We start from the raw sequence: 12,545 nt of genomic DNA, 5'->3' as shown, positions 1-12,545 counted from the left end.
CCGGCCCTGCGAGCCTCTTCCTTTTGTCTTCGTACGACTTGCTCAGCCGACGGACACCTTGTCGGCCGGGGACTCGGCCGCGGGCGCCGGGCGGCCCGCCGCCAGCCGCTGCCTGACCACCGCGATCACCAGCACGATCGCCGCGACCAGCAGCGACAGCAGCACCGTCTGGCGGCCGTCGTGCTCGGTGTCGAAGAGCATGTAGACCAGCACGCCCACGATCAGCGTCGCCGTCGCCCAGGTCAGATACGGGTACAGCCACATCCGTACGACCAGCTTCTCCGGTGCCTCGCGCTGGATGATCTTCCGCATCCGCAGCTGCGAGAAGCAGATCACCAGCCACACGAACAGCGCGACCGCGCCGGAGGAGTTGACCAGGAAGAGGAAGATCTTGTCCGGGGAGAGGTAGTTGAAGAAGACGGCGACGAAGCCGAACACGACCGAGGCGAGGATCGCGGTCATCGGCACGCCCCGGCTGTTGACCCGGGCGAACGCCTTCGGCGCGTCGCCGCGCTCGCCGAGCGAGAAGGCCATCCGGGAGGCCGTGTACAGGCCGGAGTTCAGACAGGACAGCACCGACGTCAGCACGATGACGTTCATGATCTGACCGGCGTGGTCGATGCCGAGCGAGTTCAGCGCGGCGACGTAGGAGCCGTCCTTGGCGATGGACGGGTCGTCCCACGGCAGCAGCGAGACCACGACCAGGATCGAGCCCAGGTAGAAGACGCCGATCCGCCAGATGATGCTGTTGGTGGACTTGGTGACCGCGCGCTGCGGGTCCTCGGACTCGCCGGCCGCCAGGGTGGCGATCTCGCTGCCCATGAAGGAGAACACGACCAGCAGCACACCGGTGAGGATCGCACCCGGACCGTGCGGCAGGAAGCCGCCGTGCGAGGTGAGGTTGCCGAAGGACGCCTTGTCGGCGTCGACGCCCGGCAGCACGCCGAACACGGCGAGCAGGCCGATGACGACGAACGCGCCGATCGCGACGACCTTGATCCCGGCGAACCAGAACTCGAATTCACCGTAGGAGCCGACGGAGACGAGGTTGGTCGCGGTCAGCACGACCATCACGATGAGTGCCCAGCCCCATTGCGGGACGGCCGGGACCCAGCCTTCGAGGATCTTCGCGCCGGCGGTCGCCTCGACCGCGAGGACGACGACCCAGAAGAACCAGTACAGCCAGCCGATGGAGAATCCGGCCCAGCGGCCGAGCGCGCGGTCGGCGTGCGCGGAGAAGGAGCCGGACGTCGGATTGGCGGCGGACATCTCGCCGAGCATCCGCATCACGAGGACGACGAGGGTGCCGACGAGGGCGTACGACAGGAGGATGCCGGGTCCCGCGGTGGCGATACCCGAGCTGGAACCGACGAAGAGACCGGCTCCGATGACGCCACCGATCGCGATCATCGACAGGTGGCGGTTCTTGAGTCCTGCTTGGAGGCCCGAACCAGGGGTCATGGACGGATTTCCTTTGCGCCAGGTGGAGCTGCTCGTACGAGCGGTGTACGAGTCGGTCCAGTGAATCCGAGGCCAACGGAATGGGGAACCTCCGAATCCGTATCGTTACCTCTGGTTCCCTTGAGGATCTATGGCATGTCTCACAGGAATTCGGGATGGCCGACCGCCGGCACCCTGGGGCTGCTGCCCCGGTGGGGGCGTGTCACACTCGTTGCATGCGCGTGTATCTCGGCTCCGACCATGCGGGCTACGAACTGAAGAACCACCTCGTCGAGTGGCTGAAGGCGGCCGGGCACGAGCCCGTCGACTGCGGGCCGCACATCTACGACGCCCAGGACGACTACCCGCCCTTCTGCCTGCGTGCCGCGGAGCGGACGGCCGCGGACGCCGACGCCCTCGGCATCGTGATCGGCGGCTCCGGCAACGGTGAGCAGATCGCCGCGAACAAGGTGAAGGGCGTGCGCGCGGCGCTGGCCTGGAGCGAGGAGACGGCGGCGCTCGGGCGGCAGCACAACAACGCCAACGTGGTGGCCGTGGGTGCGCGCATGCACAGCACCGAGGAGGCCACCAAGTTCGTCGAGGTCTTCCTGAACACGCCGTTCTCCGGTGACGAGCGGCATGTCCGGCGCATCGAGATGCTCGCGGACTACGAGACGACGGGCACCCTCCCCCCGATCCCGGCCCACCACCCCCAGCCGTAACCCCACGGCGGCCGCTCCCGGCCGACCGCGCGGGCACCGAGCACGCGGGGGCTGACCGGCTGGTCCGCTGGTGCCGTGCACGACTGTGCGCGGACTGGCTGTTCCGGGTCCGGTTGTTCCCGGTCCGGTGTTCCGGGGTTGGTTGGTGTCGGGCTCGGCCGTGCCTTGGCCGAGCCGGCCGCGGCACGGTGGCCGCATCCTCGCTCTTGGGGCTCCGCCCCGGCTCCCGGTTCGCCCGCTCACCGGGCGCGGTGGGCCGGAAGCCCGGGGCTCGGGGGGAGTGTGCCCGGCACCGCGGCTCGTCCGCCGTCGGTTCGGGCCGGTCGGGAGGTGTGCCCCGGGTGGAACCATCCGCCCACCTGTCCGTTCGATTCGGCCGGCCGAGAGGCCCGGTCCCGGGCGTCGGCATCGAGGCCCCCGGGCCGTGGCAAGGTTCATGCCCAGGGCATCCCGCGTCCAGGGGACCCCAATACCCTTGTCCAAGGCGCCGCAAGGCTCTGCGCCCAAGGCACCCGCCCGGGGCGGCGTCGGACGCTAGCCTCTCGATCTACCGAGTCGGGTGGGTGGGCGAAGAACGCAGGAAAGGACACCCCGCCTTGCCGGAAGGGCACACCATTCATCGGCTGGCCCAGGACTACGCCGGGCGCTTCCTGGGAACGGCGCCCCGCGTCACCAGCCCCCAGGGCAAGTTCTCCGACGCCGCCGCCCTGCTGGACCGTAGCGAGCTGACCGCCACCGAGGCCCACGGCAAGCACCTCTTCCTCGGGTTCCGGGACACCGACTGGGTCCACATCCACCTCGGCCTCTTCGGCAAGATCGGCTTCGGCGACGCCCCCGCGCCCCCGCCCACGGACACCGTCCGGCTCCGCCTGGCGAACGCCACGTCGTACGTGGACCTGCGCGGCCCCACCACCTGCGCCCTGATCACGGACGCCGAGAAGCGGCAGATCCACGACCGGCTCGGCCCCGACCCGCTGCGCGCGGACGCCGACCCGGCCGCCGCGTACCGCAGGATCTCCCGCAGCCGTACGACGATCGCCGCCCTGCTCATGGACCAGAAGATCGTGGCCGGCGTCGGCAACGTCTACCGCGCCGAGGTGCTGTTCCGGCACGGCATCGACCCCTACCGGCCCGGCCGCGACATCACCCCGGCCGAGTGGGACGCGATCTGGACCGACCTGGCCGATCTGATGCGCGAGGGCGTGCGGAACAACCGGATCGACACCGTCCGCCCCGAGCACACCCCGGAGGCGATGGGCCGCCCGCCCCGCGTGGACGACCACGGCGGCGAGGTGTACGTCTACCGCCGCGCGAACATGCCCTGCCACATCTGCGGCGGCGAGATCCGTACCGCCGGTCTCGCCGCCCGCAACCTCTTCTGGTGCCCCACCTGCCAGCGGGCGTGAGCGACGGCTAGAAACCGTGCGGCAGCCACGGGGCGAGCGGTGAGCCGAACGCCACCGACGCCTCCGTCAGCGCTCCCGGCCGCAGCTCCCGTACCCGCCCGGTCGCCGCGAGCGACAGCAGGGACACCCCGCCGAGGTACGCCGAGCCCAGTTCCCGTACGGACAGGGCGAGTTCCGCCGCGTCGGCCGTACGCTCGCACGACGCGCCCTTCGCGTCACCCGTCAGCCGCCAACGCCCGGCGTTCCAGGGGCAGAAGGCGTCCTCCACCTCGAACACGACGTCCACCGGCGCCTGGTACGTGCGCGCCGACAGCGCCGCGCCGACGTCCACCAGCCGGACGTAGGCGTCGTCCCGCAGCCGCGGGTCGCAGCGGCGGATGTCGGAGACCAGGTACCGCAGGGCGTCGTCCACCGGCCGCGACGGCACCGACAACGTCGTCATCAGGTCGATGCCGAACAGGAACCGCCAGAGCGCGGCCTCGGTCGCCGGATCCAGCCCGGCCAGGTCCTTCAGCCGTACCGTGCCGGCGGGGGCACCGCCGGCGTCCCAGGAACCCTTGGTGTGGTAGCGGGCGTACCCGGTGATCTCGCCGTCCCGTTCGGCGACCACGCACTGCATCGGCGGCCCCCCGTCCCGGTGGCGCTCGATGTCGACCAGGGCGACCCGCTCCCAGTTCGGCTGCCGGGCCAGCATGCCGGGCCGGCGCGGGACCAGGGCCGCGTACACCGCCTCGCAGGCGTCCAGCACATCGGCCGGGGCCGCCGACCACACCCGCACCTCGTCGGTACCGGCGGGCAGGGCCAGGGTCACCCGGCTGGTGTCGATCTCGGAGCTGATCCGGAACGTGGCGGGGCCGTATCCGAAGCGGCCGTAGATGGCCGGCTCGGACGCGGTCAGCATCGCCACCGGCTCGCCCCGCGCGTGGAAGTCGTCCAGCTGCCGGCGCATGACCGAGGTCAGCACGCCGCGCCGTCGGTGGGTGGCGGCGACGCTCACCATCGTCACTCCCGCCGTGGGGACCAGGGCCCCGCCCGGCACGGTCAGCCGGAAGCTGAACGCCCCCGCCGTGCCGACGAGCGTGTCCCCGTCCCAGGCGGCGAGGGAGCGGTCGAACTCCGTGGTCGCCCGCTCCGCCTCGCGTTCCTCCCCGGAGGCCGGTCCCGCGCCGAAGGCCCGGTACAGGGCGTCGCACCACCCGTCCCACTCGTCCTCGCGCAGCGGCCTCAACTCGGTTCCGTGGTCAGTCCCCATGAGCCATGCCTATCAGCGCGCCGGGGGGCGGGCCAGTGAATTTCCCCCGGCGCGGGCGCCGCGCGGCCCGGCGTGCGCGCGGCGAAGCGGAATCCCGCACGGGGGACAAGTGGGACCTCCCGTGCCAAGCGGCCGGTCCGCTGGATAGGGTCCCGAACTGATGGCAGCAGGACGACAGCGGCGCGCGAAGGCCGACACGTTCACGGCCCGGTGCAAGAAGCGGTGGCACCGGGCCCGCGTCGGGCTGCGCAAAAGCGCCGTGGACTACTTCCGCGGCGACGGCTCCGACTGGATCGCCTTCGTCGGACTGCTGCTGACCGTCCCGCTCCTCGCGGCCATGACCCTGTTCGACCCGGTGTGGTGGTCCCCGGCGAGCCTGGTGCTGCCGATCGTCGCCGGCGGTCTGCTGCTGCGCCCGGCGAGCCTGCTCGGGCTGTACGCGGCGGCGGCCACCGCGCTGATCGTGGAGTCGGTGCGGCTCGGCCCGTACACCGAGGGCCCCTCCCGGGTCACCCCCGGCGTGGTCCTGGTGGTCGCCGCGTGCGGCTTCTTCGGGCTGCTGACCGCGCAGTTCCGCAGCCGGGTCGGCGTGCCCTGGCGGCGCGGCGGCACGATGCTGTTCGACCTGCGCGAGCGGATCCGGGTGCAGAGCAAGCTGCCGAAGCTGCCCAGGGGCTGGCACCACGAGATGGCGCTGCGGCCGGCGGGCGGGCAGTCCTTCTCCGGCGACTTCGTCGTCGCGGCCCGTACGAACGGCGGCCGGACGCTGGAGGTCGTCCTCACCGACGTGTCCGGCAAGGGCATGGACGCGGGCTCGCGGGCCCTGCTGCTGTCCGGCGCCTTCGGCGGACTGCTCGGCTCGCTGCCCCCGCACGCCTTCCTGCCGGCCGCCAACGGCTATCTGCTCCGCCAGGACTGGGAGGAGGGCTTCGCCACCTCCATCCACCTGGTGCTGGACCTGGACTCCGGGGACTACGAGCTGTACTCCGCGGGCCATCCGCCGGGGCTCCAGCTGAGCGCGGGCAGCGGACGCTGGGAGGAGAAGGCCGCCGAGGGCCCGCTGCTCGGTGTGTACGACGGCGCCCAGTTCGACCCCGTGAAGGGCTCGCTACGGCCCGGGGACGTGTTGATGCTGTTCACAGACGGTTTGGTGGAGACCGCCGAGCGGGACATCGTGGAGGGCATCGACCGGCTCACCGGCGAGGCCGACCGCTATGTGCCGGGCGGCTTCCACGGCGCCGCCTGGCACCTCATCGAAGCGGTCGCCAAGGACGTCAACGACGACCGGGCCCTGCTGCTGATCTGCCGCGAGACGTCCGCGGCCCGCTGAGCCGGCCCCGTCCCGCCGCGGGGCACACTGAGGGCATGCCCCTTCTCACCCTCACCGAGGTCGAGACGCTCGCCCGCGCCGCCCACGACGGCCGAACCGACAAGGCCGGACGGCCGTACGCCGAGCATCTGGCGGCCGTGGCCGACGGCGTGCGCGCCCGGGGCGGCGACCCGGACCAGATCGCGGCGGCCTGGCTGCACGACGCCGTGGAGGACGCCGTGCTCAGCGAGGAATGGCTGGCGGCGGCCGGCCTCACCGCGCGGACCAAGGCCATCGTGCGGGCCCTCACCAGAGGACCGGGGGAGTCCCAGGAGGCGTACGCCGCCCGGATCCTCGCCACCCCGGGCGCGCTGCTGGTGAAGGAGGCCGACCTCGCGCACAACGCCGACCCGGACCGCCTCGCCGTCCTCCCCGAACCGGTCCGGACCCGGCTGACCGGGAAGTACGAGCGGATGCGGGCACTTCTCGACCCGCACCCGTGACGAAGGCCCGGTCGCCTAGACACCGACCCTCTCCTGCTGCCGTTGCCCTTGCCGGTTGCGGTTGCGGGCCTGCTCGGCCGCGTCCTGCCGGAACGCCCACTCCATCCGCGGCTCCACCGCGAAGCGGAAGACCCGCCGTACCGGCCGGGTGCACAGCACCGTGACGGTGGCCGCGGCGAGCACGGTCACCAGGAGCACGCCGGCCGGCCGGTGCAGCCAGGGGTGCTCGAACCAGCCGTGGTAGTCACCGAGCTTCATCAGGAAGCCGTGCAGCAGATAGCCGTAGAGGGTGCCCGCGCCGAGCCGGGTGAACCACGTCGTCCGGCGCGGTACCCACGCGAAGAAGCAGGCCGTCAGCAGCAGCGAGCAGCCCATCAGCGCGAGCGTCATCACCGGGCCGCACCACCAGGGGGCGCCCAGCTCCTGCGCCGACTCGCTGTGGGCGAACCACCCGGTGTTCATGCGCGGCACCGCCCACCAGCCGACCGCGAGCGCCGCCGCGAACACCGGCACCGCGGCGATCCGCACCGCGCGGCGGCGCAGCGGCTCGAAGTGCTCGGGCCGCAGGCACAGGCCGAGCACGAAGTACGGCAGGAACTGCAGGACGCGCCGGAGGTCGAGGTCGTCGCCGATGTCCGGACTGACGGACGCCAGCATCGCGATGCCGATGGCCAGCGGGAGCGGATGACGCACCAGCTGCCACAGCGGAGTGGTCAGCCGCCAGACGAACAACGCGACCAGGAACCAGGTCAGATACCAGGGGTCGAGCAGGCTGATGTCCGCGTGCGAACCGTTGATCAGATTACGGAAGAGCGTGTACGCCGTTTCGAACAGGACGTACGGCACGGCGACCCCGGTGATCAGCCGCTTCAACCGGTGCGGGCGCATGTCGAAATGACGTGAGAAGAAGCCGGAGACGATGATGAACGCCGGCATATGGAAGGTGTACACGACGGTGTACACGGTCTCCAGGGTCCGGCTTCCCTCTTTCAGCGGCTCCCACGCATGGCCCGTCGCCACGAGCACGATGGCCAGGTACTTGGCATTGTCGAAGAACGCGTCGCGCCGCCGTCCGGGTCTGTCCGGCGCCGCCTGCCGCTCCCGCGCGTCCACGGGGGGACGCGGGGCGGGCACTCCGTTCACCGGCGGCTGGGCCAGGGGGAGCGGGCTGCGGTTCGGGCCGGGGGACGAGGCGGCGTCAAACATCTCAGGCACCCTAACGGCGCCCGTCGCATTTCGTAAAACCCCCGCAATGATTACCGGTTATCGAGCCCGAACACCCGCGTAATGTCCCGATTCATCCCGACTAAAGGGGGCATACATCGTTCCTGTGTCATCAATTCGAATTACCTGGGCATGAGATGTGTGGAGGTGGAAACGAAGTCGGGTAATTCCGAGGTGAGCCGCGCGTGGGTGCTTGATCGAATTACTGTGCGGTGGATCGCCCGCGGCGGGTGCCCGTGTCCGACGATTCGTCATCGGCCGCATACGCGGGCCGGGTTGGTGGCACGATGTCCCTGGCGGGGGTGCGCGGGCCGTACCTCCGGGCCGGGAGAGCGGACCGACCGAGGGTGTGATCAGTAGTGGCCATTTCACTGTCCGTGGTGCTGTTGTTGGCGGTCATCCTGGTGGTCCTGATCCGAGGGGGGAACCTCAAGGCCGGCCCCGCAATCGTCGCGATCCTCTTCGGCTTCTTCCTGGCCTCCACCGGCATGGCCCCACCGCTCACCCGCTTCCTGAACTCGATAGCGGACTCCATCAACTCGATCAGGTTCTGACCCGCCGCGGGTCCGGCTATCGCCCAGGTCCCGCCCCTGGAGCCCGATGTCACACCGTGAACACGTCAAGGGCCCGGCCCCGCCGAAGCGGAAAGCCGGGCCCTTGAGCCGATCAGAGCGGGCGAAGGCCTCGGTCACCGCCCGTCGGGCACGCCGGGGGCACGGTCGGCCTTCGCTGGGCTCGGGTGCTGTGAGGTCCACCCATGTCCACGGCTCGCGGTTCCACGTACGCACTTCGCCTATGACGAGGTCAATGGTCGTGCCCACGGGAGGCAGCTCCTGGGCGAGTCGCCTCACTCCCGGTTCGCTGCCACGGCGAATCAGGTCCAGCGAGGCGCCCACGGGTTCGTAGGCGTCGAGTTCTGCCGAGAGGCCCCATGGCTGGTGACGGATGATCGTTGCTTGGACGGTCTCGCCCTGACGGAGCTCGCTGAGGGGACGCCTCGACTTGTCGGCCATGACGGCATCATCCGTCAGTCCTGAACGGCTGAAGGCCCAGGGAGAGGAAATAACCCCTCACCTGGGCCTTCGGCATCCAGAGCGGGCGACGGGAATCGAACCCGCGTAGCTAGTTTGGAAGACTAGGGCTCTACCATTGAGCTACGCCCGCAACACGGCGCCGCCGGTCGGTGACCGCGGCACTGGAGGCATCGTAGCGGGTCGCCCGCCGCCGAGGCCAACGGCTTCCGTCATGACGGCCGGCCCCGACGGCGCCGGGCGGGGCGGCCCCCGCGCGTCCGCCCGCGTGTTGTCGCGCGTAATCCGGCCGACGCGATCGGCCGGGGCATGTACCCTACGTGTCGCACACCAGACGGGGTGTGGCGCAGCTTGGTAGCGCGTCCGCTTTGGGAGCGGAAGGCCGTGGGTTCAAATCCCGCCACCCCGACCACCGGCACACGACCCGCGAAGATCGCCTTTTGGGGCGCCGACCCGCTGCGGTTACTATGCAAGCTGCGCGCCCGTGTGTCCTGGCCCTCACGGCCTACGTACTCGTCCGGGCGGCGAATCCGCCGGACCTGTCTGGCTCCGGCAGAAACCAAGAAGTCAGCCACAAGGAGACCGAACCGTGAAGAGCGCCGTGGAGACCCTGAACCCGACCCGGGTTCGGCTCACTGTCGAGGTGCCCTTCGAGGAGCTCAAGGACAGCCTCGACGCGGCGTACAAGAAGATCAACCAGCAGGTCACGGTGAAGGGCTTCCGCAAGGGCAAGATCCCGGCCCGCGTGATCGACCAGCGGTTCGGCCGCGGTGCGGTGCTGGAGGAGGCCGTCAACGACGCGCTGCCGAAGTTCTACACCGAGGCGGTCAACGAGGCCGAGCTCAACGTGCTGGGCCAGCCCGAGGTCGACATCACGGAGCTGAAGGACGGCGAGACGCTGAACTTCACCGCCGAGGTCGACGTCCGCCCGGCCCTCGAGATCCCGGACTACTCCGGCATCGAGGTCGAGGTCGACGCCGTCGAGGTCACCGACGAGGACGTCGAGAAGTCGGTCGAGCAGCTCCGTGAGCGCTTCGCCTCCACCACCCCGGTCGAGCGCGCGGCCGAGGAGGGCGACGTCGTCACGATCGACCTGGAGGCCAAGGTCGACGGCGAGGTCCTGGAGGACGGCATCGCCAACGGCGTGTCCTACACCATCGGCTCCGGTGAGCTGCTGGAGGGCATCGACGAGGCCGTGAAGGGCCTGGAGGCCGGTGGCGAGGCCACCTTCACCTCCGAGCTGAAGGGCGGCTCCGCCGCCGGCAAGGAGGCCGAGGTCACCGTCAAGGTCACCGAGGTCGCCAAGCGTGAACTGCCCGAGCTGGACGACGACTTCGCGCAGCTCGCCTCCGAGTTCGACACCCTGGAGGAGCTGAAGGCGGACAGCCGCAAGCGCCTCGCCAACATGAAGCAGTTCGACCAGGCCACGCAGGCCCAGGAGCGCGTCCTGGAGAAGCTGCTGGAGCTGGTGGAGGTCCCCGTCCCCGAGAAGCTGCTCGAGGACGAGATCAACACCCGCAAGCACAACCTGGAGCACCACCAGCTCGCCCAGATGGGCCTCACCCTCGACAAGTACCTGGAGATCCAGGGCAAGACCGCCGAGGAGTTCGAGACCGAGACCCGCGAGGCGGCGGTCAAGGGCATCAAGACCCAGTTCGTCCTGGACGAGCTGGTCAAGAAGGAGCAGCTCAACGTCAACCAGGAGGAGCTCACCGAGCACCTCATGCGGCGCGCCGCCTCCTCCGGCATGTCCCCCGACCAGTTCGCCCAGGCCGTCGTCGAGGGCGGCCAGGTTCCGCTCCTGGTCGGCGAGGTCGCCCGCGGCAAGGCCCTGGCCGTCGTGGTCGAGGCCGCCACGGTGAAGGACACCAACGGCGAGATCGTCAACCTGGACGACGAGGAGGAGGAGACCGAGGCCGCCGAGGCGTCGGAGACCTCCGAGGAGAAGGCCGAGGGCTGAGCACCGCGAGCCCTGCGGCGCCGGTAAGGCCGTACAGCGGGCCCTGGGGACTGTCCCCGGGGCCCGTTCGCGTACACCGGGGGCCGCGGCCGGCCCGAGGAGCGCGGGCGCGGCCCGACGACCGCCGCACCGCCCCCGCCCGATGTCCGGCGGACGCCCCCCGCGCTACGCCCCCGGCGAACACTCCCATCTCCGGGATTCCCCGAAGGAGGCTGAGCGTTAGGGTCCATGAATACGGGGGCAGGGGAGTCTCCTGAAACCCCCCGCCAAGCCTCCGGCAGGACGACGTGAGACGGCCCGGCGCCGTCGTAAGACGAGCAGGTGGATACGTGACGAATCTGATGCCCTCCGCCGCCGGCGAGCCTTCCATCGGTGGTGGCCTCGGCGACCAGGTCTACAACCGGCTGCTCAACGAGCGGATCATCTTCCTCGGCCAGCAGGTTGACGACGACATCGCCAACAAGATCACGGCGCAGCTGCTGCTCCTTGCCGCCGATCCGGACAAGGACATCTACCTCTACATCAACAGCCCCGGCGGCTCGGTGACGGCCGGCATGGCGATCTACGACACCATGCAGTACATCCCGAACGACGTGGTCACCATCGCGATGGGCATGGCGGCCTCGATGGGCCAGTTCCTGCTCACCGGCGGCAGCGCCGGCAAGCGCTTCGCCCTGCCGCACGCGGACATCATGATGCACCAGGGCTCCGCCGGCCTCGGCGGTACGGTCTCGGACATCAAGATCCAGGCCGAGTACCTGATGCGCACCAAGAAGCGCATGTCGGAGCTGACCGCGTTCCACTCCGGTCAGTCCGTCGAGACGATCATCCGCGACGGCGACCGCGACCGCTGGTTCACCCCGGAAGAGGCCAAGGAGTACGGTCTCATTGACGAGATCATCACGCACGCCTCGGGTGTTCCGGGAGGCGGCGGCACCGGTGCCTGACCGGCCCGGCCACGCCACGCACCGCCGAGACACCAGCCCCCCGAACGCCACCAGGACGGTGAACCCCATGAGCAACTTCCCCGGCGCCGCCAGCGGTATGTACGAGGGCCCCCGGCCCGACAGCCGCTACGTCATCCCGCGCTTCGTCGAGCGCACCTCCCAGGGCATCCGCGAGTACGACCCGTACGCGAAGCTCTTCGAGGAGCGCGTGATCTTCCTGGGCGTCCAGATCGACGACGCCTCCGCCAACGACGTCATGGCGCAGCTGCTGTGCCTGGAGTCGATGGACCCCGACCGGGACATCTCGATCTACATCAACAGCCCCGGCGGGGACATGACCGCGCTGACGGCGATCTACGACACGATGCAGTTCGTGAAGCCCGACATCCAGACGGTCTGCATGGGCCAGGCGGCCTCCGCCGCGGCCATCCTGCTGGCCGCCGGCACGCCCGGCAAGCGCATGGCGCTGCCGAACTCCCGGGTGCTGATCCACCAGCCGGCCGGCTCCACCGGCCGCGGTCAGCTGTCCGACCTCGAGATCATCGCCAACGAGTTCACCCGGATGCGCGAGCAGCTGGAGAACATGCTGGCCAAGCACTCGAACCGGCCGCTCGAGAAGGTCCGCGAGGACATCGAGCGCGACAAGATCCTCACGGCCGAGGAGGCGCTGGAGTACGGCCTCGTCGACCAGATCATCTCCACCCGCAAGCTGAACAACGCCGCCGTCCGCTGACGCGGCACGCGGCACTCC

At 70.3% G+C, this 12,545-nt stretch carries 11 protein-coding genes and 2 tRNA genes; 9 read left to right on the top strand and 4 right to left on the bottom strand.

Features of this window, described 5'->3' with window-relative positions; genetic code table 11:
• Positions 1–42: 42 nt before the first annotated feature.
• Positions 43–1,461 (bottom strand): amino acid permease, encoded by a 1,419-nt coding sequence (locus HB370_RS14750; protein ID WP_030790383.1) that lies wholly within the window; start codon positions 1,459–1,461, stop codon positions 43–45.
• Positions 1,462–1,676: 215 nt separating this feature from the next.
• Here HB370_RS14750 and HB370_RS14745 point away from each other — a divergent pair, with 215 nt between their 5' ends.
• Together HB370_RS14745 and HB370_RS14740 are read left to right on the top strand one after the other, a co-directional pair.
• Complete coding sequence (locus tag HB370_RS14745) at positions 1,677–2,162, top strand: ribose-5-phosphate isomerase (RefSeq protein WP_030790387.1); 486 nt, start codon at positions 1,677–1,679, stop codon at positions 2,160–2,162.
• A 596-nt stretch (positions 2,163–2,758) separates the two neighbouring features.
• Positions 2,759–3,568, top strand: coding sequence for a DNA-formamidopyrimidine glycosylase family protein (locus HB370_RS14740; RefSeq protein ID WP_030790390.1), 810 nt, complete (start codon positions 2,759–2,761; stop codon positions 3,566–3,568).
• A 7-nt stretch (positions 3,569–3,575) separates the two neighbouring features.
• Here HB370_RS14740 and HB370_RS14735 read toward each other — a convergent pair whose 3' ends face one another.
• Positions 3,576–4,820, bottom strand: coding sequence for a GNAT family N-acetyltransferase (locus HB370_RS14735; RefSeq protein WP_030790392.1), 1,245 nt, complete (start codon positions 4,818–4,820; stop codon positions 3,576–3,578).
• Between the two features lie 160 nt (positions 4,821–4,980).
• Here HB370_RS14735 and HB370_RS14725 point away from each other — a divergent pair, with 160 nt between their 5' ends.
• The gene (locus tag HB370_RS14725) at positions 4,981–6,150 is read left to right on the top strand and encodes a PP2C family protein-serine/threonine phosphatase (RefSeq protein ID WP_030790395.1); all 1,170 of its coding nucleotides are present in this window, start codon (positions 4,981–4,983) and stop codon (positions 6,148–6,150) included.
• Between the two features lie 35 nt (positions 6,151–6,185).
• The gene (locus tag HB370_RS14720; protein WP_030790398.1) at positions 6,186–6,632 is read left to right on the top strand and encodes an HD domain-containing protein; all 447 of its coding nucleotides are present in this window, start codon (positions 6,186–6,188) and stop codon (positions 6,630–6,632) included.
• A 15-nt stretch (positions 6,633–6,647) separates the two neighbouring features.
• On the opposite strand, the gene HB370_RS14715 is transcribed toward HB370_RS14720, so the two are convergent.
• Positions 6,648–7,838, bottom strand: a complete 1,191-nt coding sequence (locus tag HB370_RS14715; protein WP_030790401.1) for an acyltransferase family protein — start codon at positions 7,836–7,838, stop codon at positions 6,648–6,650.
• Between the two features lie 377 nt (positions 7,839–8,215).
• Here HB370_RS14715 and HB370_RS14710 point away from each other — a divergent pair, with 377 nt between their 5' ends.
• On the top strand, positions 8,216–8,410 hold the full coding sequence (locus HB370_RS14710) for a hypothetical protein (RefSeq protein ID WP_030790404.1): 195 nt from the start codon (positions 8,216–8,218) through the stop codon (positions 8,408–8,410).
• Between the two features lie 539 nt (positions 8,411–8,949).
• Here the strand turns inward: HB370_RS14710 and HB370_RS14705 are convergent.
• A tRNA-Gly gene (locus HB370_RS14705) sits at positions 8,950–9,020 on the bottom strand.
• A gap of 202 nt (positions 9,021–9,222) precedes the next feature.
• Between HB370_RS14705 and HB370_RS14700 the strand changes: the two genes are divergently transcribed.
• The 4 genes from HB370_RS14700 to HB370_RS14685 all read left to right on the top strand — a co-directional run bounded on the left by HB370_RS14700 (position 9,223) and on the right by HB370_RS14685 (position 12,527).
• Positions 9,223–9,299: transfer RNA gene (locus HB370_RS14700), tRNA-Pro, on the top strand.
• A gap of 177 nt (positions 9,300–9,476) precedes the next feature.
• Complete coding sequence (gene tig / locus HB370_RS14695) at positions 9,477–10,847, top strand: trigger factor (RefSeq protein WP_030790407.1); 1,371 nt, start codon at positions 9,477–9,479, stop codon at positions 10,845–10,847.
• A gap of 341 nt (positions 10,848–11,188) precedes the next feature.
• The gene (locus tag HB370_RS14690; protein ID WP_030790409.1) at positions 11,189–11,794 is read left to right on the top strand and encodes an ATP-dependent Clp protease proteolytic subunit; all 606 of its coding nucleotides are present in this window, start codon (positions 11,189–11,191) and stop codon (positions 11,792–11,794) included.
• A gap of 67 nt (positions 11,795–11,861) precedes the next feature.
• Positions 11,862–12,527, top strand: coding sequence for an ATP-dependent Clp protease proteolytic subunit (locus HB370_RS14685; protein WP_030608200.1), 666 nt, complete (start codon positions 11,862–11,864; stop codon positions 12,525–12,527).
• The last annotated feature ends 18 nt before the right edge of the window (positions 12,528–12,545 follow it).

Source organism: Streptomyces sp. DSM 40868, assembly GCF_011820545.1.
Lineage (GTDB): Bacteria > Actinomycetota > Actinomycetes > Streptomycetales > Streptomycetaceae > Streptomyces > Streptomyces eurythermus.
The sequence above is the reverse complement of the archived record's forward strand: the minus strand, read 5'-3'. Positions and strand labels throughout refer to the sequence as shown.

Excerpts from the sequence above, each read along its gene's own strand:
- HB370_RS14750 (WP_030790383.1), bottom strand. The coding sequence starts at position 1,461 with ATGACCCCTGGTTCGGGCCTCCAAGCAGGACTCAAGAACCGCCACCTG.
- HB370_RS14745 (WP_030790387.1), top strand. The coding sequence starts at position 1,677 with ATGCGCGTGTATCTCGGCTCCGACCATGCGGGCTACGAACTGAAGAAC.
- HB370_RS14735 (WP_030790392.1), bottom strand. The coding sequence starts at position 4,820 with ATGGGGACTGACCACGGAACCGAGTTGAGGCCGCTGCGCGAGGACGAG.
- HB370_RS14725 (WP_030790395.1), top strand. The coding sequence starts at position 4,981 with ATGGCAGCAGGACGACAGCGGCGCGCGAAGGCCGACACGTTCACGGCC.
- HB370_RS14720 (WP_030790398.1), top strand. The coding sequence starts at position 6,186 with ATGCCCCTTCTCACCCTCACCGAGGTCGAGACGCTCGCCCGCGCCGCC.
- HB370_RS14715 (WP_030790401.1), bottom strand. The coding sequence starts at position 7,838 with ATGTTTGACGCCGCCTCGTCCCCCGGCCCGAACCGCAGCCCGCTCCCC.
- HB370_RS14690 (WP_030790409.1), top strand. The coding sequence starts at position 11,189 with ATGCCCTCCGCCGCCGGCGAGCCTTCCATCGGTGGTGGCCTCGGCGAC.
- HB370_RS14685 (WP_030608200.1), top strand. The coding sequence starts at position 11,862 with ATGAGCAACTTCCCCGGCGCCGCCAGCGGTATGTACGAGGGCCCCCGG.